General features: G+C 40.0%; 23 protein-coding genes. 16 read left to right on the top strand and 7 right to left on the bottom strand.

Annotated features, from left to right (window positions below; genetic code table 11):
• Window positions 1-54: 54 nt before the first annotated feature.
• Together FXN70_RS00820 and FXN70_RS00815 are read right to left on the bottom strand one after the other, a co-directional pair.
• The gene (locus FXN70_RS00820) at window positions 55-1,362 is read right to left on the bottom strand and encodes a solute carrier family 23 protein (protein ID WP_324645523.1); all 1,308 of its coding nucleotides are present in this window, start codon (window positions 1,360-1,362) and stop codon (window positions 55-57) included.
• Between the two features lie 33 nt (window positions 1,363-1,395).
• Window positions 1,396-1,560 (bottom strand): hypothetical protein, encoded by a 165-nt coding sequence (locus FXN70_RS00815; RefSeq protein WP_324645522.1) that lies wholly within the window; start codon window positions 1,558-1,560, stop codon window positions 1,396-1,398.
• Window positions 1,561-2,161: 601 nt separating this feature from the next.
• Between FXN70_RS00815 and FXN70_RS00810 the strand changes: the two genes are divergently transcribed.
• The 9 genes from FXN70_RS00810 to FXN70_RS00770 all read left to right on the top strand — a co-directional run bounded on the left by FXN70_RS00810 (window position 2,162) and on the right by FXN70_RS00770 (window position 10,992).
• Complete coding sequence (locus tag FXN70_RS00810) at window positions 2,162-2,377, top strand: hypothetical protein (RefSeq protein ID WP_324645521.1); 216 nt, start codon at window positions 2,162-2,164, stop codon at window positions 2,375-2,377.
• 116 nt (window positions 2,378-2,493) lie between these two features.
• Complete coding sequence (prmA, locus tag FXN70_RS00805; RefSeq protein ID WP_324645520.1) at window positions 2,494-3,396, top strand: 50S ribosomal protein L11 methyltransferase; 903 nt, start codon at window positions 2,494-2,496, stop codon at window positions 3,394-3,396.
• Between the two features lie 14 nt (window positions 3,397-3,410).
• Window positions 3,411-4,211, top strand: a complete 801-nt coding sequence (locus tag FXN70_RS00800) for a hypothetical protein (RefSeq protein ID WP_324645519.1) — start codon at window positions 3,411-3,413, stop codon at window positions 4,209-4,211.
• Between the two features lie 458 nt (window positions 4,212-4,669).
• Entirely contained in the window at window positions 4,670-4,939 is a 270-nt protein-coding gene (gene fis / locus FXN70_RS00795) for a DNA-binding transcriptional regulator Fis (RefSeq protein WP_001086304.1), read from the top strand.
• Window positions 4,940-5,009: 70 nt separating this feature from the next.
• Complete coding sequence (gene purH, locus FXN70_RS00790) at window positions 5,010-6,584, top strand: bifunctional phosphoribosylaminoimidazolecarboxamide formyltransferase/IMP cyclohydrolase (protein WP_324645518.1); 1,575 nt, start codon at window positions 5,010-5,012, stop codon at window positions 6,582-6,584.
• A gap of 98 nt (window positions 6,585-6,682) precedes the next feature.
• Entirely contained in the window at window positions 6,683-7,966 is a 1,284-nt protein-coding gene (gene purD, locus FXN70_RS00785) for a phosphoribosylamine--glycine ligase (protein ID WP_324645517.1), read from the top strand.
• A gap of 357 nt (window positions 7,967-8,323) precedes the next feature.
• The gene (locus FXN70_RS00780; RefSeq protein WP_324645516.1) at window positions 8,324-9,208 is read left to right on the top strand and encodes a MetQ/NlpA family ABC transporter substrate-binding protein; all 885 of its coding nucleotides are present in this window, start codon (window positions 8,324-8,326) and stop codon (window positions 9,206-9,208) included.
• A gap of 66 nt (window positions 9,209-9,274) precedes the next feature.
• Window positions 9,275-10,300, top strand: coding sequence for a methionine ABC transporter ATP-binding protein (locus tag FXN70_RS00775; RefSeq protein ID WP_324645515.1), 1,026 nt, complete (start codon window positions 9,275-9,277; stop codon window positions 10,298-10,300).
• Window positions 10,297-10,992, top strand: a complete 696-nt coding sequence (locus tag FXN70_RS00770) for a methionine ABC transporter permease (RefSeq protein WP_324645514.1) — start codon at window positions 10,297-10,299, stop codon at window positions 10,990-10,992. Before FXN70_RS00775 ends, FXN70_RS00770 begins: the two co-directional genes overlap by 4 nt.
• A gap of 71 nt (window positions 10,993-11,063) precedes the next feature.
• Here FXN70_RS00770 and carO read toward each other — a convergent pair whose 3' ends face one another.
• Window positions 11,064-11,798, bottom strand: a complete 735-nt coding sequence (gene carO / locus FXN70_RS00765; RefSeq protein WP_324645513.1) for an ornithine uptake porin CarO — start codon at window positions 11,796-11,798, stop codon at window positions 11,064-11,066.
• Between the two features lie 391 nt (window positions 11,799-12,189).
• Between carO and dapD the strand changes: the two genes are divergently transcribed.
• The 5 genes from dapD to FXN70_RS00740 all read left to right on the top strand — a co-directional run bounded on the left by dapD (window position 12,190) and on the right by FXN70_RS00740 (window position 15,485).
• Window positions 12,190-13,011, top strand: a complete 822-nt coding sequence (gene dapD, locus FXN70_RS00760; protein ID WP_324645512.1) for a 2,3,4,5-tetrahydropyridine-2,6-dicarboxylate N-succinyltransferase — start codon at window positions 12,190-12,192, stop codon at window positions 13,009-13,011.
• Window positions 13,012-13,125: 114 nt separating this feature from the next.
• Complete coding sequence (gene queE / locus FXN70_RS00755) at window positions 13,126-13,839, top strand: 7-carboxy-7-deazaguanine synthase QueE (protein ID WP_324645511.1); 714 nt, start codon at window positions 13,126-13,128, stop codon at window positions 13,837-13,839.
• Between the two features lie 25 nt (window positions 13,840-13,864).
• Window positions 13,865-14,536 (top strand): 7-cyano-7-deazaguanine synthase QueC, encoded by a 672-nt coding sequence (gene queC, locus FXN70_RS00750; protein ID WP_324645510.1) that lies wholly within the window; start codon window positions 13,865-13,867, stop codon window positions 14,534-14,536.
• Window positions 14,537-14,548: 12 nt separating this feature from the next.
• On the top strand, window positions 14,549-14,950 hold the full coding sequence (locus FXN70_RS00745; RefSeq protein ID WP_324645509.1) for a hypothetical protein: 402 nt from the start codon (window positions 14,549-14,551) through the stop codon (window positions 14,948-14,950).
• A gap of 70 nt (window positions 14,951-15,020) precedes the next feature.
• A complete protein-coding gene (locus tag FXN70_RS00740; RefSeq protein WP_324645508.1) occupies window positions 15,021-15,485 on the top strand; it encodes a peroxiredoxin in 465 nt (154 codons plus the stop codon).
• A gap of 41 nt (window positions 15,486-15,526) precedes the next feature.
• Here FXN70_RS00740 and FXN70_RS00735 read toward each other — a convergent pair whose 3' ends face one another.
• A complete protein-coding gene (locus tag FXN70_RS00735) occupies window positions 15,527-16,087 on the bottom strand; it encodes a nicotinate-nicotinamide nucleotide adenylyltransferase (protein ID WP_324645507.1) in 561 nt (186 codons plus the stop codon).
• A gap of 123 nt (window positions 16,088-16,210) precedes the next feature.
• Here FXN70_RS00735 and FXN70_RS00730 point away from each other — a divergent pair, with 123 nt between their 5' ends.
• Window positions 16,211-17,056, top strand: coding sequence for an enoyl-CoA hydratase-related protein (locus FXN70_RS00730; protein ID WP_420714354.1), 846 nt, complete (start codon window positions 16,211-16,213; stop codon window positions 17,054-17,056).
• Between the two features lie 108 nt (window positions 17,057-17,164).
• Window positions 17,165-17,917, top strand: a complete 753-nt coding sequence (locus FXN70_RS00725) for a nitroreductase family protein (protein ID WP_324645505.1) — start codon at window positions 17,165-17,167, stop codon at window positions 17,915-17,917.
• Between the two features lie 7 nt (window positions 17,918-17,924).
• On the opposite strand, the gene FXN70_RS00720 is transcribed toward FXN70_RS00725, so the two are convergent.
• The 3 genes from FXN70_RS00720 to purL all read right to left on the bottom strand — a co-directional run bounded on the left by FXN70_RS00720 (window position 17,925) and on the right by purL (window position 22,850).
• Window positions 17,925-18,239, bottom strand: coding sequence for an NGG1p interacting factor NIF3 (locus tag FXN70_RS00720; RefSeq protein ID WP_324645504.1), 315 nt, complete (start codon window positions 18,237-18,239; stop codon window positions 17,925-17,927).
• A 37-nt stretch (window positions 18,240-18,276) separates the two neighbouring features.
• Complete coding sequence (locus tag FXN70_RS00715) at window positions 18,277-18,930, bottom strand: hypothetical protein (protein ID WP_324645503.1); 654 nt, start codon at window positions 18,928-18,930, stop codon at window positions 18,277-18,279.
• Between the two features lie 86 nt (window positions 18,931-19,016).
• Window positions 19,017-22,850, bottom strand: coding sequence for a phosphoribosylformylglycinamidine synthase (gene purL / locus FXN70_RS00710; RefSeq protein WP_324645502.1), 3,834 nt, complete (start codon window positions 22,848-22,850; stop codon window positions 19,017-19,019).
• Window positions 22,851-23,087 lie beyond the last annotated feature (237 nt).

Raw genomic sequence — 23,087 nt, 5'->3', positions numbered from 1 at the left:
GATCGGCTTTTTAATGGTTAAAGCGTTATTTAAATAAGGATGACCGATCGTCATTTAACATTTTACCGACTGCTTTTCACTTCGGTTTAATAATACGTTCAGCAAAATTGCTGCAAAAGTTGCCGTACCAATTCCACCCAAGTCAAAGCCACCTAAATGAATCGAGTAATTGCCTGCACCCATAATAAGAGTGACAGCTGCCACTAACATATTACCATTTTGGCTAAAATCAACTTTATTATTCATCCAAATTCGTGCACCTGCAATGGTAATTAAACCAAAGACAATAATTGATGCACCACCTAAGATTGCCACAGGAATAGTACTAATGACAGCACCAAATTTAGGTGACAATCCCAATAACATGGCGAAGATGCCTGCAAAAACAAAAACAATAGTTGAATAAATTTTGGTTGCTGCCATCACCCCAATATTTTCGGCATAGGTGGTCATACCCGTTCCTCCAATCAGAGCAGACAATGAGGTACATAAACCATCGGCAAAAAATGCCCGCCCCATATAAGGTGAAATATCTTGCCCTGTCATGGCACTTACCGCTTTAAAATGACCCAAATTTTCGGCAATTAAAATAATAGCGACAGGTGCAATCAACAATATTGCATTCATGCTAAATACAGGCGAATGAAATGTCGGCAGACCAAACCATGCAGCAGCGGAAATCGGTGCAAAATCAATCGGCTTACCCAGTGCGAGTACATTTGCACACAAAAAATAAAGTACATAAGCCAAAATTAGCCCGACCAACAAGAGCAAATGGCGCAACATCCCTTGAGTAAAAACTGCAATACAGCCAATACACAATACTGTGACCAATGCCATCCACGTATCAAAACTATTGGATGACACTCCTTTAATGGTTACAGGTGCAAGATTCAAACCAATAATCATCACAATTGAACCTGTTACAATGGGCGGTAATAATTTTTCAATCCATGCTGTACCCGATCTCATTACCACCAAACCAACCACGGCATAGACCACACCACAGGCAATAATCCCGCCCAAAGCAACTGGAATATTAGGATTCACCCCTGTACCGCTATAGCCCGTCACAGCAGCAACAGCACCAATAAATGCAAAACTCGAACCCAAATAACTGGGAACACGGCCACCTGTAATTAGGAAAAATAAGATTGTGCCAATTCCTGTAATTAACATGGTTAAACTTGGGTCAAACCCCATTAACAAGGGTGCAAGTACCGTAGCACCAAACATCGCAAAGGCATGCTGTGCCCCAAGCATTATGCTGTGTCCAAGCGGCAAATATTCATTCATGGCCACAGGCGTTGTTTCTAAATCGCCCTTATAGGGTTGCCACGTACTAAACCAACGCTCTTTCATCAAACTTCCCCTAATCGTATTGGTGCGATTCATTTATTGTTGCAGTGTAAGATGATGATAAGCACGGTCAAAAAAACCTAAACCAATCCTTGCTCGCCACGATTGATGTGTGTTTCCATTACACCACAAAAAAACATCATGTGTTCCTACTGTATTAATTTCACGAATTTGACAGTCGAATGCCACCACTGCATCCATAAGTACAGGTGAACCTGTGCATAATTGATGCCATGTTCCCTATAAAAAACCATTCATTGAGGTTTTCCTACCAAACAAATGAGCGCGCGCATGATGATGTTGTGCCAAAGTATTTACACATAACACGGTTTTGTTTAAATGTACGATAAACCGAAGCATTACGGTTCAAATACACCAATAAAGTGAGCAGCGTAACAGTATTAATAGCACCATAACTTGCCCAAATTTTAAGGAAGAAGGAAGATTGAATTAAAAGACATCATCCATGTTTCCCTCTGCTGTTTCAAATGATCTTTTTAATGGTTTCTAAGACATGGAAGGTGTTCTATTACTCACAGTTTTAGAACTTCAAAGCCATGCTCATTACCTATTTTCACGTTGTTATAACAATTAAGATCAAACAAAAACAAAGAGCACCGATTAAATTTGTAACACTTTATGTTTTTCATGTGACGTTTATTCATTTGTATTTCATTATAATTTTATAAAAACACAACTTCCTTACCTGATATTCAACAATTCTTAAGCCGATCGTCTATCTTGTATTTTTTAGCTTTTCAATTATATTTCCGACTTTGTTTAGCTATTAAATGAAGGCGCTATGCGTTTTTTGCAAAAATTATTTGCTTCTCGTACAGAACAGAATGTGCATAAAAATCATGTGGCATGGATTGCAAACCACAGCCTATGCAAAACCAATGAACAGTTGCTACAGACCTTACAACAAACTCAAGATCAAGATGTCATTAAAGGAATTACTCGCATTCTCACCTCGCGTGGTTTTAGCCGCAAAGAACTCAGTAAACGTCCAAGTTAGCCTACCTCCCAAATACATTACATCGCCGACGCTTGTAGGTTATTCTGCTTTGTGGCTTTCCCAAGCGTTGCTGATTCCGTACAATAGCCCAAACGATTCTTTTAGGTTATATCTACGTGAAGTGGCTCCAAATACATATTACAGTTGATCAAGCACAAGTTGATTTTGCAGAAACCTTATTTTTATCTTTAGGTGCAGTAAGTGTGACTTTAGATGATGCAGAGAATCAAGATTTACTTGAACCACTGCCAGGGGAAACACCACTTTGGAATAAAGTGATTGTGACAGGGATTTATCAACATACCGATGATGCGCCTGTCGATGCTGAATTATTAATGCAATTCATCACAGATCAACTCCCTAATGCCCCAATCCGCTTTGATGAACTTGAAGATCAAGCTTGGGAGCGCGCTTGGATGGACTACTATGAGCCAATTGAAATTGCAAATAAGTTTTGGATTGTACCCGAATGGTTAGAAGCACCTGAAGCCGATGCAGTCAATATTAAACTTGACCCAGGTTTGGCTTTTGGTACAGGTAACCATGCCAGTACATTCCTATGCTTACAATGGCTTGGTAAAACCAACTTAAAAGATAAAATTGTGGTCGATTATGGCTGTGGTTCAGGTATTTTAGGCGTTGCCGCTTTACTTTTAGGTGCAAAAAAAGTTTATGCAACCGACATCGATCCACAAGCTGTGCTGGCAACCAAACAAAATGCCGAATTAAATGGCGTCTTAGACCAGCTTTTTGTTGGTTTACCAGAAGAATTTAATGCAGAATTTAATGGTCAAAAAGCAGATATCTTGGTTGCCAATATTTTAGCTGCACCACTTATGGCACTTGCACCCGAATTTGCTAACCTTATTCAGCCTGAAGGTGAATTTGCTTTAGCGGGTGTAATTGAAGAACAAGTTGAAGATGTCTCAAATGTATATAACGCATTTTTTGATATTTTAAACATCGAAAAGCGTGAAGAAAACTGGTGTCGTATTTCAGGTAAACGTCACAGCGTGTAATCTAGGCAACACACATGTCAGACCTTCAAATTAAGTGCCCAAAATGTCAGCGTCGCTATTTGGCCTCCCCCATTCAGCTTTCACTTTCACGCGGGCAGGTCTGCTGTGTTGCATGTCACTTTAATTTTAATGCTTACCCTCATTTGCATTTAAAACCAGTTGAACACAAAATACCGCCCCATGAAGTCGAGTTGTACAACAATTATAACGATCCAACACAAGATATTGCAGATCATCCTGAGCTTAGAATTTTTACTCGAACCATCGCCACATCAAATATTGACTTTAAAGCGTATTTAAACAATACACCGTCTTTTACTTTTAACCCAATCGGTCAGCCTATTTCCACGCCCTTACCACAGCCAAAAATACCAACTGAATCAAATCGGTTCAGAACCCTATTGCTTGTAATTTTTATTTTGGTTTTCATTTTTATAATTTTATGTCAATTTTTCATCCATCATCGTGCACTTCATCAGCATGCCCACCTTTTTCACCTCGGTACTCATCACCAACAAACCTCAGATTTAGCTGCAACAATTATTAAAATGGATGACAATCCCAAACATCAACCCTTATTAACAGTTCAAATCAGAAATACAGGATCACGTCCATACCATTTACCTTTTTTAAATATAGAAGTGAATAACTATAAAACGCTTACTTTTACTCCTAAGCAATATTTAACATCATCTATGACCAAACAACCAACCTTAGCAGCCAAACAAGTACTTAATGTAACCGTACAACTGCCTATATCTTTCAATAACATTCATGCGCTAGAAGTTTATCTTAGTTCCACACCAAATGAATAACACAGCAACAGCAGCCAAAATTGCAGATAAAAAAACCAGTTCAGACAACCCGATCAAACAAAAAGATCGAAATTTAACTATTTATCTAAAAAAACGATAAAATTTGTATTTTTTTTGCAGCAAATTTACTCACTTTTTTTATGACAATGGTATGATACGCCCCACGAAAGCATGACCCCACAAACATCTCGTATAAATTCCAAAACTAAATGACTACAGAATGTGCATCAATATTTTTTGCACATGGCGTGGCTTTTTTTGTTTTGATTTTAAGGCTGTAACAAATTTTAAATAACTGTTACGCTTATTTTTTAGTCAAAACGAGAAGTTTGTGGCAAGCTAGCTACTTAATTTTTAATGTTGACGTTCTACAACATAGAACGCAGCATTTTTTAACCTTTTATAAACTCAAATCACTTTACCCTAGTGATTATAGATTAATTTCGGATTAAAAACGCATGAATAGCAAATCTCCTATTTTTACTGCACAATCTGATGTTGCTCTTCGCATCCATGTGGATCGCGCAGTTCGCCATTATTTTGCACAATTGCAAGGTGAGCAACCATCTCAGGTTTACGACATGGTGTTAGCAGAAATGGAGAAACCTCTTTTATCTGTGGTACTAGAATATACCCGTGGCAACCAAACCCGCGCCGCTGAAATTCTAGGACTTAACCGCGGGACTTTACGTAAAAAGTTAAAAGCTCACGGTTTAATGAGTGAATAACTGATAAAATGCTCACGTTGTCGTGGGCATTTTTTTTGCCTATTTATTTTGATCTAAAGACTTGTATCTCATGACTATTAAACGCGCGTTAATCTCTGTTTCTGATAAAACTGGTATTGTTGAGTTTGCTCAAAACTTGGCAGCTTTAGGGGTAGAACTTCTATCAACTGGCGGCACATATAAATTGTTAAAAGACAATAATGTTGCCGTTGTAGAAGTTTCTGAGCACACAGGTTTTCCTGAAATGATGGATGGTCGTGTAAAAACATTACATCCAAAAATTCATGGTGGTATTTTGGCGCGTCGTGGCGTTGATGAAGCCGTGATGCAAGAACACAACATCGACCCAATCGATTTAGTGATTGTCAACTTATATCCATTTGCAGCAACAGTAGCTAAACCAAACTGTTCATTGGCAGATGCCATTGAAAACATCGATATTGGCGGGCCAACTATGGTTCGTGCTGCGGCAAAAAACCATGCTTCTGTGGGTATTATTGTCAATGCTACCGATTACGACACCGTGATTGCTGAATTAAAACAAAACGGTGCGCTGTCTTACGAAACGCGTTTTGACTTAGCGGTAAAAGCTTTTGAACACACCGCACAATACGACGGTATGATTGCCTCTTATCTTGGTGCGCGTGTAGGCAAAACTGAAGGCGAAGCAGATACTTTTGCACGTACGTTTAATACACAATTGGTAAAAGCACAAGATTTACGTTACGGCGAAAATCCACACCAAGCAGCAGCATTTTATGTTGACCCTGCGGCAAAAGAAGCGTCAGTTTCAACAGCAAAACAATTACAAGGCAAAGAATTGTCGTACAACAACATTGCCGACACAGACGCAGCCCTTGAATGTGTGAAATCTTTTGCAAAACCTGCTTGTGTGATTGTAAAACATGCTAACCCTTGTGGTGTTGCGGTATCTTTAGACGGCATTCAAGCAGCTTACGATTTAGCGTATGCAACCGATCCAGAATCTGCTTTTGGTGGTATTATTGCATTTAACCGCGAGTTAGATGTTGCAACTGCACAAGCGATTGTAAATCGTCAATTTGTAGAAGTGATTATTGCACCAAGCATTGCTGATGGCGTACTTGAAGTGACTGGCGCGAAGAAAAATGTTCGCGTACTGACATGCGGTAGCTTACCAAATATTGATGAACGTGCTGCACAATTAGACTACAAACGTGTGAACGGTGGTTTATTGGTACAAGATCAAGACTTAGGCATGATTAAAGCAGCTGATTTAAAAGTTGTAACTAAACGCGCACCAACGGAACAAGAAATTGATGATCTTATTTTTGCATGGAAAGTTGCAAAATATGTAAAATCGAATGCGATTGTGTATGCCAAAGGCCGTCAAACCATTGGTGTGGGCGCAGGTCAAATGAGCCGTATCAACTCTGCACGTATTGCTGCAATTAAAGCAGAACATGCAGGTTTAGTGGTTGAAGGCGCTGTTATGGCATCGGATGCATTCTTCCCTTTCCGTGACGGAATTGACAATGCAGCCCAAGCCGGCATTAAATGCATTATTCAACCGGGCGGTTCTATGCGTGATGAAGAAGTGATTGCAGCAGCAGATGAAGCTGGCATTGCCATGGTCTTCACGGGCATGCGTCATTTCCGCCATTAAGATAGACATAACAATCAACACGTTCTAAATAACTTTGCAAAGCCTTGAAAATTTAACTTTCGGGCTTTGTGACTTTTCGATTCATGGAGTATGAACCGATGAATATTTTAGTTTTGGGTAGCGGTGGTCGTGAACATGCTTTGTCATGGAAAATCGCGCAAGATGAAAAAGTCAGCCAAGTTTTTGTTGCACCGGGTAATGCAGGTACAGCAACAGAAAACAAATGTCTAAATGTAGAACTCAATATTTTAGATAACCCTGCCATTATTGCTTTTGCCAAAGAAAATAATGTGGCATTAATTATTGTTGGCCCAGAAGCGCCATTGGTTAACGGTGTTGTAGATGCTTGCCGCGCAGCAGACTTAAAAATTTGGGGACCAACCCAATATGCAGCACAGCTTGAAGGCTCAAAAGCGTTCGCGAAGCATTTCTTAAAACGCCACAATATTCCAACTGCATTTTATGATGTGTTCACCGAAGTCGATGCCGCCAAAGCCTACATCACAGAAAAAGGTGCGCCGATTGTCATTAAAGCTGATGGACTTGCTGCGGGCAAAGGCGTAATTGTTGCCATGACCAACGAAGAAGCCTTTGCTGCGGTTGAAGACATGTTAGCTGGCAACAAATTTGGTGATGCAGGCTCACGCGTGGTGATTGAGCAATTCCTTGCTGGCGAAGAAGCCTCGTTCATTTGCATGATTGATGGTAAAAACATTTTACCAATGGCAACATCGCAAGATCACAAACGTATTTTTGAAGGTGACCAAGGGTCAAACACTGGCGGCATGGGTGCATACTCGCCTGCGCCTGTGGTCACAGCAGACGTATTTGAACGCGCCATGAATGAAGTGATGCGTCCAACCGTTGAAGGCATGGCCGCAGATGGGCACGTTTACACAGGCTTTTTATATGCCGGTTTGATGATTGACGAACAAGGTCAGCCACGTGTAATTGAGTTTAACTGCCGTTTTGGTGACCCTGAAACTCAGCCCATTATGATGCGTTTACAATCGTCATTGGTTGAATTGGTTGAAGCCGGAATTGAAGGTAATTTACCTGCTGAAGCTGAGTGGGATGCACGTAAATCGATTGGTATCGTTTTAGCAGCAGAAGGTTATCCGGAAACTGTACGTAAAGGCGATGTTATTTCTGGTTTAGGTCAATCACCTGAAGATACAAAAATCTTCCATGCCGGCACAGCAATGTCTGAAGATGGTCATATCATCACTTCAGGCGGACGTGTACTTTGCGTAACCGCACTGGGCGATACCGTACTTGAAGCACAAATTAATGCTTTAGAAGTCTGTGGACAAGTGAACTTCACAGGTATGCAATATCGTTCGGATATTGGTTATCGTGCGATTGCGCGTGAAAAAGCGTAACCGAAGAACCCTTCCGTTTTAAAAATGCACGTTCTGCGTGCATTTTTTTAAGTGTTCTTATTCACTATTTCTCATAAGCTTTGTGATTTTTATTGTTTTGACATATATAGACAAGACTTTATACTTTAATCGACATCATTCTGTTCAATCGATGGCCATTCACCATCTACACCTGAAACATTAAATAATTTCAGATAAAAATGGCAGTGGGTCGATTATCAAAGGTCTTTAAATACCACCAAATCAAGCATCATGAATTGTATTGCTTTTTTTAAAGTGACAGTGTTCCATCATTTCTAGATCAACTGCTCTGCATCTCGTTTAGAGCTATATTATTTTAGGTAGGATTTCCACCTCATGAAACAAGTATTAAGTGTTGTATTGGGCGCAAGCGTATTACTTGCGGCAGGCTGTAGTAAACAAAATGCACCTGCAACAGAAGAAAAAGCACAAGCAGGTCAACTGCAAAAAGTCGTTCTTGCCTCTACTGGTTCAGATACCGATGTGTGGAAATTCATTGCAACCTTGCCTGAAACGAAACAAGCAGGTATTGAGCTTGAAGTAAAAAACTTCACTGATTACGTGGCAATGAACACCGCAACGGCGAACAAAGAAGTCGATGTCAATGCATTCCAATCGTACAACTACATGGTTGCTTATAATACAGCAAGCAAAATTGCCAAAGTTGCACCACTTTCAACGACTTACATTGAACCAATGGGTATTTACTCAAGTAAATACAAAAAAATTGACCAAATTCCTGCCAATGCAACCATTGCGATTCCAAATGATACTGCCAATGAAGCACGTGCATTATCATTATTACAAACCGCAGGTTTGATTAAATTAAAAGCAGATTTCAACCCAATTCAAGGTACAGTAAAAGATGTAACTGCCAATCCAAAACAGTTACAACTTAAAACCATTCCTATGGCAACCGCAGTACGCGTGAAAAGTGATGTCGATGCAATTGTATTAGGCAACACTTTAGCCATGGAAGGTGGTTTAAATGTATTGAAAGATGCGTTATTCTACGAGCCGATTGACCAATCGACTAAGCTTTATATTAATCTACTCGTGACATCGGCAGGTCGTGAGAACGATCCGACTTTGCAAAAATTAGGCACGTTGTACCATACCGCAGCAGTGAAAAAATTCATTGATGAAAAATTCGGTGGTACTAAAATTGATGTAAACAAACCTGTCAGCTATTTTACTCAAACTGAAAATAAGCAGAAGTAAAATAGATGTGAACGAACAGGCAAAGTTTCTTTGCCTGTTTTTCTTTTTAGAATAGTTTTCGACCGTATGATCCAATTTAAAAACATCTCCAAACACTATCAGCTCAAAGGTCAAACCATTCGGGCACTCGATCAAATCAACCTTGAGATTCCTGAAGGCAGTATCTTTGGCATTATTGGCTATAGTGGTGCAGGTAAAAGTACCCTGATTCGTTTAATTAATTTGCTCGAACGGCCAAATGAAGGGCAAGTCATTATTCATCAAAAAGACTTTACTGCATTAGATGCACGTACCTTACGGCAAGAACGCACCAATATTGGCATGATTTTTCAGCACTTCAATTTACTTGAAACCAAAACCGTGGCTGAAAATATCGAAATGCCAATGAAGCTTGTCGGTTTAAGTAAAGAAAAACGTCAAGCTCGCTTAAATGAACTGCTGACATTTATTGATCTGGCACATAAAAAAAATGCTTATCCAGACGAACTTTCTGGTGGTCAAAAACAACGTGTGGGTATTGCACGTGCGCTGGCCAATCATCCTAAAATTTTACTGTGTGATGAAGCGACTTCTGCACTTGATCCGCAAACCACAAAATCTGTGCTTGAGTTGCTTAAAAAAATTAATCGCGAACAAGGCATTACCATTGTCATGGTCACCCATGAAATGGATGTGATTGAACGCGTGTGTGACCATGTTGCAGTCATGGAAGCCGGCAAAGTGATTGAAATGGGTGCAACGATTGACATCTTTAGTAATCCACAACACCCAACTACCAAAAACTTTATTCAAACGGTATTACAACAACAATTACCACGCAATATTTTAAGCCAACTCGAACATCAGCACGAACACAGTATTTATTGCCTACAATTTTTAGGCAAAGCAGCACAGCAACCCGTTATTCAGCAAATGCTGAAACAGTTTGATATCAGTTTAAATATTTTATTTGCCAATATGACTGAAATTAATGGCACAGTGATTGGTCAAATGTTTGTTCAGCTTTTAGGTGATGAACAAATTTTGCAACAAGCCATCGACTACTTAAAGCAACATGAAGTCGAAGTGCGTCAAGAAGGAGTACTAGCATGAGAGATTTAATTATTCATTGCTTAACTGTTTTGACACAACCTTTTTGGCACAGTTCACTAGGCATTGACCAATTTGTCGATGCCATGCAAGAAACCTTTCAAATGGTGTTCTTCTCGCTCATTTTTGGTGGCATTTGGGGACTGATTCAAGGGATTACCTTATTGGTCACTCGCCCAGAAGGCATTTTACCCAATAAAGCGATTTATCATTTGTTAAATCCAATCGTGAATGCGCTACGCTCATTACCGTTTATTATTTTACTGATTGCATTAATTCCATTTACGCAGTGGTTAGTGGGTTCATCAATTGGCACTTGGGCAGCAATTGTGCCTTTAACCATTTATGTTGGCCCATATATGGGACGTTTAATTGAAACCTCATTGCTGGAAGTCAATGCAGGTATTATTGAGTCAGCCCAAGCGATGGGCGCATCTCCGACACAAATTATTTTTAAATTTATTGTGCCTGAAGCGCGTAGCTCACTCATTTTAAATATGACCACAGCCACCATTAGCTTAATTGGCGCAACGGCTATGGCGGGTGCTGTAGGTGCAGGTGGTATTGGTGATTTAGCCATTTCTTATGGTTACCAACGTTTTGACAATAGCGCGATTATTTTAACCGTCATTGTTTTAATTATTTTAGTTCAGATTGTGCAAACCTTGGGTAATTGGCTTGCAAAATTACGCTAAATGCCAGTTGTTTGAATCGACCCAATAAAAAAACGAGCCGCGGCTCGTTTTTTTATACATTGCTTTTAAAATTAGAATTTATACACCACACCCACCTTAGCAGAAGGCATCCATTTGTATTTGTCATCATTGGCAATCTTGTTTTGTTCTGCTGCTAAATCACTTTGGAACTGTTCATTCGAGCCACCTGAATTTACAGTTGCATTTGAGCTTAAACTCACATTTGGATTATCTGAATAATATGCACCAACCTCGCCAAACATGCCCCAATGCTGACTAAACATTGGACGCATACCTAAACCCACATAAGGGGCAATCTCATTTTTATACTTCATTTTTCCAGTAATATTACCATTCACATTATATTTGGTATTATTGACCGTCACATCGCCATTATTTGATGTTGAAGTTAAATTATAATCATTGTCTAAATACGCTACACCTCCTGCAACATAAGCAGATCGTGCCCACATATTTTGGCTATTCCCCCATGGATGAATCTCCGCATTTAAATAAACATTGTTGTTATTGTCCTGATCTAAGTCATATTTAGTACCATGACTTTTAATATCATTTCGCCAGTTAATATGACCGCCATTATAACCAAGTGTTACACCCACAATTGGACTGACATCCCAAGTGAAAGCACCACCATACCCCGTTGTCCCACCTTCAGCACGCACCGAAGTCGGCAAATAGGTTTTGTAAGTATTTCCTGGCTCTTTAATCACCTGTTCATCTGCCATTGCATGCCCTGCAACAGTTGCAAATGCAGAACAAATCAATAATTTTCGGATTTTATACATCTAATTCTCCTTAGAAGGATTCAAGCTGAAGGATTTAACTCGGTATGGTTTAATCTAAACACATGCGTTCCTTAAGATACCCCTCATAATAACGGGGCAAATTTTAATATTGCTTAGCAATTTCAGGCTAAATTGATACGTTTTTTGTGAGTTTATGCGAAGTTTCTTATCTTTTTAAGATTTATTATTCAGTAAGATTCCAATTTAAAAACAAATATTTAATTTAAATATAGCATTTTAATATCCAGATTTAGATACGTATTCATTACAAATATAATATTTTCATATTTGTATGAACAAAGAATTAACAACTTTTCGAAATTTTCAAATCCAAGACTCATTTTTTCGTGTAAAATTAGCACAATTTTTTGAATTGACTTTGGGAAAACAAATGTCTGAGCTTTCAACAATCATTGAACAAGCCTTTGAAAATCGCGCTAACTTTACTGCAGCAGACTGTCCTGCAGAAGTACGTGCTGCTGTTGAGCAAGCCCTTCAAGGTTTAGATAATGGTTCACTTCGCGTGGCTGAAAAAATTGATGGCGAATGGGTAGTACATCAATGGTTGAAAAAAGCGGTACTTTTGTCTTTTAAATTGAATGACAACAAAGCCATTGAAGCAGGCGACTTACGTTTTTATGACAAAGTCGACACTAAATTTAGCAATTGGACAGAAGCTCAATTTAAAGAAGCTGGCGTACGTGTTGTACCACCTGCGGTTGCACGTCGTGGTAGCTTCCAAGCTAAAAATGTGGTGCTTATGCCATCTTATGTCAATATTGGCGCGTATGTCGATGAAGGCACAATGGTAGATACATGGGCAACTGTAGGTTCATGTGCACAAATTGGTAAAAACGTTCACTTGTCTGGCGGTGTTGGCATTGGCGGTGTATTAGAGCCATTACAAGCAGGCCCAACCATTATTGAAGACAACTGTTTCATCGGTGCGCGTTCTGAAATTGTTGAAGGCGTGATTGTTGAAGAAGGTTCGGTAATTTCAATGGGCGTTTACATTGGTCAATCAACCAAAATTTATGACCGTGCAACTGGCGAAGTGCATTATGGCCGCGTTCCTGCAGGTTCGGTGGTTGTTTCAGGTAGCCTACCTTCTAAATGTGGTACATATAGCTTATATGCTGCCATCATCGTGAAGAAAGTTGATGCAAAAACTCGCGCAAAAACAAGCCTTAATGAATTACTTCGTGACGACTAATTAAGCATTGGAGGAACTCTTTCTGTTCCTTCGATACTCCAAGTCGTTCTTCGTCTCTACGATCATTGACGGTCGTAGAGATTTTTCTTTTTAACATACTGCGGTTATTAAACTATGAGTTCCCCGATTCGCTCTCTTGCCATTCCTGTTACAGACCCTGCTGCGGGCTTACGTATAACGGAAATTTTTTATTCGTTACAAGGAGAAGCCAATACGGCGGGCTTACCAACTGTTTTTATCCGCTTAACAGGTTGTCCATTACGTTGTCATTATTGCGACACGACCTATTCATTTGAAGGTGGCACACGCCAGTCTTTAGACGCGATTATTGCAACTGCAAAAAGCTACAACACCCCTTATATTTGTGTCACAGGTGGTGAACCTTTAGCACAACCGAACTGTATCAATCTGCTAAATCAACTGTGTGAACAAGGCTTTAAAGTTTCTTTAGAAACCAGTGGTGCGTTAGATGTTTCTAAAGTACATCCTCGTGTGTCTAAAGTTTTAGATTTAAAAACCCCTGCTTCGGGCGAATCGGCACGCAATTTAATGAGTAATTTAGATTTACTGACAGAGCACGATCAAATCAAATTTGTGATTTGTGACCGTGCCGATTACGAATGGTCAAAGCAGCAGCTTAAAAGTTATCAGCTTGATAAAAAAGTGAGTACCGTTTGGTTCTCGCCTGCTTTTGCCGTAGAAAAAGGCAATGCTCGCCTGCCCGACTTTGCCCGTGACTTGGCACAATGGATTTTAGAAGATCATTTACCTGTACGCTTTCAGTTACAGTTACACAAAATTTTATGGCAAGATGAAACTGGCCGCTAATCAATTAAATAATTTGGAGATGAAGATGCGTCCTCGTGCGATTGTATTACTTTCAGGTGGTTTAGACTCAACAACATGTTTGGCTTGGGCTCAGGCGAATTATGAATGTATCGCGTTAAGTTTTATGTATGGTCAACGCTCAACCACCGAGCTTGATGCAGCAAGAGCCTTAACCCAACGTGCGGGTGTTGAACATCGTGTCATCAATATCGATTTAGCCAATTTAGGTGGCTCAGCACTCACAGATCATAACATTGCCGTACCTGAGCAGCTTCAAGAAGGTATTCCTGTCACGTATGTGCCTGCACGTAATACTATTTTCTTGTCTTATGCGCTTGCAGCTGCCGAAGTTTTTTCAGCAGAAGCGATTGTGATTGGCGTGAATGCGGTCGATTATTCAGGTTATCCAGACTGCCGCCCAGCATTTATTGATGCCTTTGCTAACCTTGCAAGTTTGGCCACTAAAGCAGGTGTTGAAGGAAAACCACTTAAAATTGAAACACCTCTGTTACATTTATCTAAAGGGAATATAATACGACTCGGTCTAGAACATGGTGTAGACTACTCTCAAACAGTCTCTTGTTACCAAGCAGATGACCAAGGACGCGCTTGTGGAAAATGCGATAGCTGCCGTTTACGCAAAGAAGGTTTTGCGCAAGCAGATGTTGCAGACCCTACACGCTATATACCGCAATAAAAGGTAAATGATATGAAATTCTTAAATGCTAAACTTGTTCTTTCTACAGTTTTAAGTGCTGCTGCACTCACAGCAACAGCTGCACATGCTGCACAAGACCCATCAAAAAGCAGTGATGTTCGTGGCACTTTAATTGGCAACTGTAAAGAAGGTGCAAGCAAAGGTGGAAAACTCACCGCAGCTGAAGCAGACAAATTTTGTACTTGCCAAGTAGATGCTGAAGGTCGTTTAACCAAAGCACAAGAATGGCAAATTGTCAGCACAGTCAACCAAAAGAAAAGCCCAAGTACTTTGCCGTTCGTTCAACAGCAAAACAAAGCCATTCAAACTTGTTTTGGCCCACAGTTAACCTCAAAACTTAAAACATTGTCTGAAGAAGCAATGAAAAATGCGCAAGCACAGCCGAAAAAATAATTCTTTTCTGCCGTGAACATCACAAAAACAAGCCACATTCAGTGGCTTGTTTTTTATCTAAGAGGAATATATGCAAGATATTCAATTACCTAATCAAGTTTTTGCCACGACATCAGGCGAAATCAATCTCACTCAAATCGACACATCTTGGTTGATTGTTTATTTTTACCCGAAAGATTCAACCCCAGGTTGTACGGTTCAAGCGGTAGATTTTAGCTGTTTGAATACCCAATTTGCAGCGCTGAATACACAAGTCGTTGGTGTATCACGTGATTCAGTCAAAGCACATCAAAACTTTACTGCTAAACAAAATTTAAGCATTGAACTGATTAGTGATAAAGAAGAAGTGCTATGTCAAGTTTTTGATGTTATTAAAGAAAAAAATATGTACGGTAAAAAAGTATTTGGCATTGAACGCTCAACTTTTATTTTCCATCAAGGCAAATTGGTTAAAGAATACCGTAAAGTGAAGGCAGCAGGTCATGCAGAACAAGTGTTAACCGACCTAAAAGCACTTCAAGGTGCAACAGCATAATGTTGAAAACCAGTATTTGAAAATACTGGTTTTTTCATATTTTATTGTAATGAACGCTCAGCTAAAAATTGCTGTTGCAACTGTTTAAAAGCTGTACTTTTTTGAAAATTTTCTAGAAATTGGATCGTTCCTTGCGGGAAAAATTGGCGCTGAATTTCCCCAGCATAATAAGCTTCCCGTAAAGGTGTCGCAGAAATAGAATTTTCTAGGCTTTCAAGTTCCACCAACTTCCAGTTTGGAAATAAAGCCAAATAATAAGATGAGTCATCTTTAAAATGACCGATTAGTCCAATTTTACAAGCGTCACCTATTTTTTCATGGACTAACTGCTTAACTAATGTCACCCATTTTTGGTCGTTATACACATCAATAATATGAATAAACTCAATCCGTTCCTGATCTTCAACACTGAAATTACTTAAAATCATACGTTCACGTTCACAGGCTAAAAATGGATTTTTTAAGCTGCGCTCAGACTGTACCGACCCCAAACCAATCAATACTTTTTTACTCTGACTTAGCGCAATTTGAACCGTTTGTAAATGCGCCAAATGAAATGGTTGAAAACGACCAATGAAAACAAGATAATCAAGATGATACATAAGGATATTCCATGACAGCCGTCAGCTTTTTGGGTGGTCAGCATGTGAAAAATAGCGTTGCAAGCATAACAACTTAAATACTGAAAATCACGGACAATACTGTAAAAAGGAACAGATATGACAATGCTTAATTGTATTCTTAAGCCACACCAACATTTAATTGCCAGTCTTGAAAAAGGTGTTCTTACTTTGGCAATTGACCGCCCTTCTGCTAAAAATGCTTTATATAAAGAGCTGTATTTGTGGATTGCACAAGCGATTGATGAAGCAGATGCTAGCGATGATGTTCGTGTCATTATTTTACGCGGTGCAGAGCAAGATTTTACCGCAGGCAATGACATGCGTGATTTCTTGGCATCTATCGACAAACCACTTGAAGGCCTTGCGGGTGATGAACCACCTTTTGTTTTGCTTAAAGCCGTAGCACGTTTTTCAAAGCCATTTATTGTGGCGGTTAAAGGCGTTGCAATTGGTATTGGCGTGACTTTACTGCTACATGCAGATTTAGCTTATGCTGATGAATCTGCCATTTTCCAACTTCCATTTGTCAGCTTAGGGTTATCTCCTGAAGGTGCGGCGGGGAAACTCATGGTAGAACAGATGGGCTATCATCGCGCGGCAGAATTACTCCTCACAGCCGATAAATTTGATGCTGCAACTGCGGAGAAATACGGCTTAGTGAACCAAGTTTTTGCCGAAGATAATACCCGTGCACCATATCACTTAATGGCTTTGGGTGATAAAAATGTCTATGGTTATGCCGAAACCACAGCACAAAAATTGGCACAACTTCCAATTGCATCTTTAAAACTCAGCAAATCTTTAATGAAAAAAGATTTAAATAGTATTTTAGAACACATTGATATTGAAGCTGAAATTTTTATGCAGCGCGTTCAATCACCTGAATTACGTGAAGCAGTCCAAGCCTTTTTAGAGAAACGCACACCTGATTTCTCACAATTTAACTAATTCAATCAAAAAGCAGACATCCACCGTGATGTCTGTTTCACTTATAGCCTTCCCTTTTTTATTTTATCAATGCTAAGCTAAATCATATTCAATGTTTGGCAATCCATCATGACACATGAAAAGCAAGAAAAATCACGCTATTTTGAAGCTGCAGCAATAACCGATGCCGATGCATTTAAGCAAGTCGTTCAAAGTCGCCGTTCGGTACGTAAATTTACACAAACACAAATTCCAGATGAAATCTTACAAGATTGCCTAGATCTTGCCCTACTCGCACCGAATTCATCGAATTTACAACCGTGGATGTTTTATGTGGTGCAATCTGAAGCACCTAAAAAAGCGTTAGTGAAAGCCTGCATGGGACAACTTGCCGCACGTACCGCCGCAGAACTCATTGTTTGTGTGGCACGAACAGACCGTATTGATGAACTGGCTGCAGAAAATATCCGCCAATTTACCTTACCCGAAGTACCAAAAGCTGTAAAAAGTTACTATCGTTTCATTGGTTATAATTATAAAACAGGTGCTTTTAACAGCATTGGGCATGCCAAAAAACTGGCTTATGGCATCGCCAGTAAATTTACAGCACTTCCTATTACTGCCTTTAGCCCTGCTGACCGCACATTATGGGCGGTAAAAAGCACTGCTCTAGCCTGTGAAAACTTAGTTTTGGCACTGCGTGCTTATGGTTTTGACAGTTGCATGATGGAGGGTTTTGATGAATCGCATGTGCGCAAAATTTTAAAGCTAAACAGTGAAGAATACCCTGTTATGGTTATTGCCGCAGGCGAACGTGCTGAAGACGGCGTATTTTGGCCACAATTACGTTTTGACCGTAATTTATTTATTCAAAAGATTTAACGCAGTTTTAGTCAAAGCTTAAAATCTGCAAAAACTCAAAAGCAGGCTCTTCATAAGGATGGCTTGCTTTAAGTGCCTGTGCGACTCGCTTCGCATGGACGTCTTCCACAATGGTTTCAACACGCCACTCTTCAACGTGTTCTAATTGGTCTAGCTGCCCGAAGAATGGATTCGCACCATGAATCGGTTTGAATTGTCCCATGCCTTTGACTTGCCATGCACAATGTTCATAATTGCCAATACCGCCTGCGCCTGCATTAAAAATAGCAGCTTTGGTACTTTCTAGGTGAGATTCGGGAACATAGTAGATGAGTTTGAGCATCAATATACTTCCTCTTACTTTAAGGTTCTTCTACTGCCTATAGCTCTTTGTAAATTATGTATAATTCGCTATAGGCACGTATTGCATCATGAATATCTAGTTTAATAACTTCAAATTCAGGTTTTGGACTCTGCCCATCAACCAGTCTAGCAATCATCGAATCTTTTAATTTTAGTGATAATTTTTGTGGTGTCCATAAATCATCTAAAGAATCGTTAGGAGATTTATGTGGCAAACCATGAATGAAACTAAAGTTATTAAATTGAACAGCCATTAAAACTCTAAGTGTTTTTTCAATATCGGCTTTTAATACCATAGCACAATTATTTTTTTTGACTTCATTATATAACACTATAAAATCAGGAATTCTTTCATCTACTTTAGATGTCACTGCAAAACCACCTGAAAAATCTATACTCTTTCGAATTAATAGTCTAAATATAGCTATCCTTGCTGTTTTCAAATCTTCAATTGTATCTTCTGCTTCAGATTTTAATTGCTTTAATTTAACACTCTGTCCTGCTATAGAAAACTCCTGAATTTCATTAGAAAAGAAAATAATTAATCCAACAAGTGCACCACCTAAAATTAAAGAAACCGCTGATCCTCCTGCTAATTTTCCTAAGCACAGTAAAATAATTCCGAGTACTGAAAATACTGTACCGATAAAAATTGATAAAAATACTTTCACTGAAAAACACCTTTTTTAGTCATTTATGAGTTTATTCTAATAAAAATGCCACCCGAAGGTGGCATTCTTATACATCAAAATTTTGATTAACCAATAAATTTACGTGCGTTACGGAACATACGTAACCAAGCACCATCTTCTTGCCAATCTTCAGGCTTCCAAGAATGCTGTAAAGCACGGAAGGTACGTTCAGGGTGCGGCATCATGACTGTTGCACGGCCATCTTTTGAAGTTAAACCTGTAATCGCTTCAGGTGAACCATTTGGGTTCAATGGGTAATGTTGTGTTGGATTACCTTGGCTATCCACATAACGTAACACCACTTGGTCATTACCATTTAAGTTGGCAATTTGCTCGGCAGTTGCCACCATGCGACCTTCACCATGTGCAACAGCAATTGGTAAAATTGAGCCGTCCATATCTTGTAATAATACAGAATTTGATTTTTCTACACGTACGTTTACGCTACGTGCTTCAAACATTTCTGAAGTATTACGATGGAAACGTCCCCAATCTTCTGCACCAGGAATTAACGGTGCAAGTTGCGACAACATTTGGCAACCATTACAAATACCCAAACTAAAAGTATTGTCACGGTTAAAGAAGGTTTCGAATTGGTCGCGTAATTTGCCATTGAACAATACAGATTTCGCCCAACCGCCACCTGCACCTAATACGTCACCGTAAGAGAAGCCACCACATGCCACTAAGCCTTCAAACTCGTCAAGACCAATACGTCCTGCAAGCAAATCACTCATGTGAACATCAATGGTATTAAAACCCGCTTTATCAAACGCAGCTGCCATTTCAATATGACCATTCACGCCTTGTTCACGTAAAATTGCCATATTTGGACGGCGTAAATTTAAGAATGGCGCTTCAATTGCTTCATTTAAGTCGAAGGTTGGTTTTGCAATTAAACCTTGATGATTTGTATCTGCAATTAAGGCAAATTCTTGGTCAGCCGTTTCAGAGTTGTCACGTAAACGTTGAATTTGATGCGACACTTCTGTCCATGCTTGTTGTAATTCAACGCGTGTTAACGCTAAATCATTCACATTTAAACGGTCGCTATTGTTGACTTGACCCACAACTGTAATTGCATCTTTTAAGCTTGATGCTGCAATTTCAGCTTGTAAATTCGCCCAGTCTGCTGCTTTAATTTGTAGCACTGCGCCAATTTCTTCTGCAAATAAGCTTTCAATACTTTGCGTTTCAAGCGCCACACCTAAGCGTGATGCAAACATCATTTCTGCAACGGTTACCAATAAGCCACCATCACCAATGTCGTGGTAGGCTTGGATTAAGCCACGATTATTCCAATCTTGCACTAAAGCGAAGAAGGCTTTGACATCATCAAAACTGTCAACATCTGGTGCAGTTGTGCCAAGTGCTTTATAGACTTGCGCTAAAATTGACGCACCTAAGCGGAACTGACCTTTAGATAAATCAATACGCACAAGGACAGATTCATCACCAGCTTTAAGCTCAGGTGTTAAGGTTTTACGCACGTCATTCACAGGTGCAAATGCGGTAATGATCAGCGACATTGGCGATGTCACCGACTTATCTTCGCCTTGGTCATTCCATGTGGTACGCATTGACAATGAGTCTTTACCTACAGGAATGGCAATATCAAGCGCAGGGCAAATTTCCATACCAATAGTACGAACGGCTTCAAATAAGGCTTGATCTTCACCTTTTTGACCCGCAGCTGCCATCCAGTTAGCCGATAATTTAATGTCGCCCAATTGTTCAATATTTGCCGATGCAATATTGGTTAATGCTTCTGCAACAGATAAACGTGCCGATGCAGCGGGATTTAACAATGCTACAGGTGGACGTTCACCCATCGCCATTGCTTCACCAGTAAAGCCTTGTAAGCTTGTAGTAGTTACCGCAGCATCTGCGACAGGCACTTGCCAACGACCCACCATTTGGTCACGGGCAACCATACCAGTAATTGAGCGGTCACCAATGGTGATTAAGAACGATTTAGAGGCAACCGTTGGGTTTTTAAGTACACGGAAAATCGCGTCTTTTAAGTCAATTGCTGCAACGTCAAAGTCGGTGCCTTGACGCTCAGTACTTTCGTACGAGCGTTGCATGCGTGGTGTACCACCCAACATGACTTGCATTGGCATATCCACCGCATTGTTTTCAAACAATGGGTCTTCTACGGTTAAATGACGTGCTTCAGTTGCTTCGCCAAGTACCGCAAACGGACAACGTTCACGCGCACAAATCGACTCAAATAATTCTAAAGATTCAGGATGAATCGCCAACACATAACGCTCTTGCGCTTCGTTCGACCAAATTTCCATTGGGCTCATGCCCGGTTCAAGCGATGGAATTTTACGTAAATTGAGCACTGCACCTAATTCGTGATCATTCACTAACTCAGGCATTGCATTCGACACACCACCTGCACCTACGTCATGGACTGAAACAATCGGGTTGTTATCTTCCATGCGCCAGCAAGTATCAATAACTTCTTGGCAACGGCGTTCCATTTCTGGGTTTTCACGTTGTACCGAAGCAAAATCGAGGCTTTCACCCATCGTACCGCTATCAACTGAAGATGCTGCGCCGCCACCCAAGCCAATTAACATGGCAGGGCCGCCCAACACAATCAGTAAATCACCCGGTTGGATCGGATCTTTTTCGACATGATCAGGGCGAATGTTACCGTAACCGCCTGCAATCATAATGGGCTTATGGAAACCTTTTACTTCACCATTCACATTTTGTTCAAAAGTACGGAAGTAACCATTTAAGGCAGGACGACCAAATTCGTTGTTAAACGCCGCGCCACCCAATGGGCCTTCAATCATAATTTGTAACGGTGAAGCCATACGTGAAGGCTTGCCATATTGTTCTTCCCACGGCTGTTCAAAGCCTGGAATATTCAAGTTTGAAACAGTGAAACCTGTTAAACCTGCTTTTGGCTTACCACCACGGCCTGTTGCACCTTCATCACGGATTTCACCACCAGAGCCTGTCGCAGCACCTGCAAATGGGGCTATCGCGGTTGGATGGTTATGGGTTTCAACCTTCATTAAAATATGTGCAGCTTGGCTCTTATATTTATAAACAAAATGACCTTGATCATCTGCTTTTGGATAAAAGCGCATCGTGTCATAACCCACAATCACCGAGGCATTGTCTTTATATGCCGACAATACATCTGCAGGAGATTGTTTGTAGGTGTTTTTAATCATTTGGAACAATGACAACGGCTGTTTTTCACCATCAATTGTCCATTCAGCATTAAAAATTTTATGACGACAATGTTCAGAGTTTGCTTGTGCAAACATCATCAATTCGATGTCGTTTGGATTACGCTCTAATTTAATAAATGCCGCAGTTAAATAATCAATTTCTTCATCAGATAATGCAAAACCAAATTCTTGGTTCGCTTTCACTAAAGCATCTTTACCTTGACCCAACACATCAATTGAATTTAATGGCTTTGGTGCAGTTTCAACAAACAATGCTTGAGCATCGTCTAGCTGAGCAAACACGCTTTCTGTCATACGGTCGTGCAGTGCAAGCTTAAGTGCATCAGAGACTTCTGAAATACCTTTGAGCGTAAACAAAATACCCCGTTCCAAACGGTGGATCGGGGTATTACAGTTTTTAAAAATATCGGTTGCTTTCGACGACCACGGGGAAATTGTTCCTAAGCGTGGCGTGACGAGAATCTGGACTTCATCCTCTGCCGCCTGACGCAAGCTAAAACTTTCGCCATCGTTCAGCAGTTGTAAAGCTGACTGATGCTGCTGCTCGCTGAGCGCTTGATCAAACAGATAAACCCACTGACTATCAAAAGATAGAACAGAACTAATTGACGATAAACGTGATAATAGCTGAGTTTTCTTAAAAGAAGAATGCGCTGAGGCACCGGCCACGATAAACATGTTAATTTCGGCTCCACGGGCTCGTCGATTAGGACGTCGCCGCCATGTGACTTGATAGAGAGCCGACATTCTACTGTGAATTTATGATTTGAGCTAGCATGAACCATCAAAACAATGCTAAAAATTAAGAGAAGCACACTTTATTTTTTATCGAAAATTTAGATAGTTATCTTCACTTAAAATTCACCCCAAACGATCTGATACAAAAAATATTTCCATCTTAGCTTCCGTTTGCAA

This window comes from Acinetobacter sp. MD2 (assembly GCF_035615575.1).
GTDB lineage: Bacteria > Pseudomonadota > Gammaproteobacteria > Pseudomonadales > Moraxellaceae > Acinetobacter.
This window is presented reverse-complemented; position numbering and strand designations above follow the sequence as displayed.

Excerpts from the sequence above, each read along its gene's own strand:
- purD (WP_324645517.1), top strand. The coding sequence starts at position 6,683 with ATGAATATTTTAGTTTTGGGTAGCGGTGGTCGTGAACATGCTTTGTCA.
- FXN70_RS00720 (WP_324645504.1), bottom strand. The coding sequence starts at position 18,239 with ATGCTCAAACTCATCTACTATGTTCCCGAATCTCACCTAGAAAGTACC.
- FXN70_RS00820 (WP_324645523.1), bottom strand. The coding sequence starts at position 1,362 with ATGAAAGAGCGTTGGTTTAGTACGTGGCAACCCTATAAGGGCGATTTA.
- FXN70_RS00800 (WP_324645519.1), top strand. The coding sequence starts at position 3,411 with ATGTCAGACCTTCAAATTAAGTGCCCAAAATGTCAGCGTCGCTATTTG.
- queC (WP_324645510.1), top strand. The coding sequence starts at position 13,865 with ATGCGTCCTCGTGCGATTGTATTACTTTCAGGTGGTTTAGACTCAACA.
- FXN70_RS00815 (WP_324645522.1), bottom strand. The coding sequence starts at position 1,560 with ATGGATGCAGTGGTGGCATTCGACTGTCAAATTCGTGAAATTAATACA.
- carO (WP_324645513.1), bottom strand. The coding sequence starts at position 11,798 with ATGTATAAAATCCGAAAATTATTGATTTGTTCTGCATTTGCAACTGTT.
- queE (WP_324645511.1), top strand. The coding sequence starts at position 13,126 with ATGAGTTCCCCGATTCGCTCTCTTGCCATTCCTGTTACAGACCCTGCT.
- purH (WP_324645518.1), top strand. The coding sequence starts at position 5,010 with ATGACTATTAAACGCGCGTTAATCTCTGTTTCTGATAAAACTGGTATT.
- FXN70_RS00735 (WP_324645507.1), bottom strand. The coding sequence starts at position 16,087 with ATGTATCATCTTGATTATCTTGTTTTCATTGGTCGTTTTCAACCATTT.
- FXN70_RS00780 (WP_324645516.1), top strand. The coding sequence starts at position 8,324 with ATGAAACAAGTATTAAGTGTTGTATTGGGCGCAAGCGTATTACTTGCG.
- FXN70_RS00740 (WP_324645508.1), top strand. The coding sequence starts at position 15,021 with ATGCAAGATATTCAATTACCTAATCAAGTTTTTGCCACGACATCAGGC.
- FXN70_RS00745 (WP_324645509.1), top strand. The coding sequence starts at position 14,549 with ATGAAATTCTTAAATGCTAAACTTGTTCTTTCTACAGTTTTAAGTGCT.
- dapD (WP_324645512.1), top strand. The coding sequence starts at position 12,190 with ATGTCTGAGCTTTCAACAATCATTGAACAAGCCTTTGAAAATCGCGCT.
- FXN70_RS00775 (WP_324645515.1), top strand. The coding sequence starts at position 9,275 with ATGATCCAATTTAAAAACATCTCCAAACACTATCAGCTCAAAGGTCAA.
- FXN70_RS00770 (WP_324645514.1), top strand. The coding sequence starts at position 10,297 with ATGAGAGATTTAATTATTCATTGCTTAACTGTTTTGACACAACCTTTT.
- FXN70_RS00810 (WP_324645521.1), top strand. The coding sequence starts at position 2,162 with ATGCGTTTTTTGCAAAAATTATTTGCTTCTCGTACAGAACAGAATGTG.
- FXN70_RS00730 (WP_420714354.1), top strand. The coding sequence starts at position 16,211 with ATGCTTAATTGTATTCTTAAGCCACACCAACATTTAATTGCCAGTCTT.
- FXN70_RS00725 (WP_324645505.1), top strand. The coding sequence starts at position 17,165 with ATGACACATGAAAAGCAAGAAAAATCACGCTATTTTGAAGCTGCAGCA.
- purL (WP_324645502.1), bottom strand. The coding sequence starts at position 22,850 with ATGTTTATCGTGGCCGGTGCCTCAGCGCATTCTTCTTTTAAGAAAACT.
- fis (WP_001086304.1), top strand. The coding sequence starts at position 4,670 with ATGAATAGCAAATCTCCTATTTTTACTGCACAATCTGATGTTGCTCTT.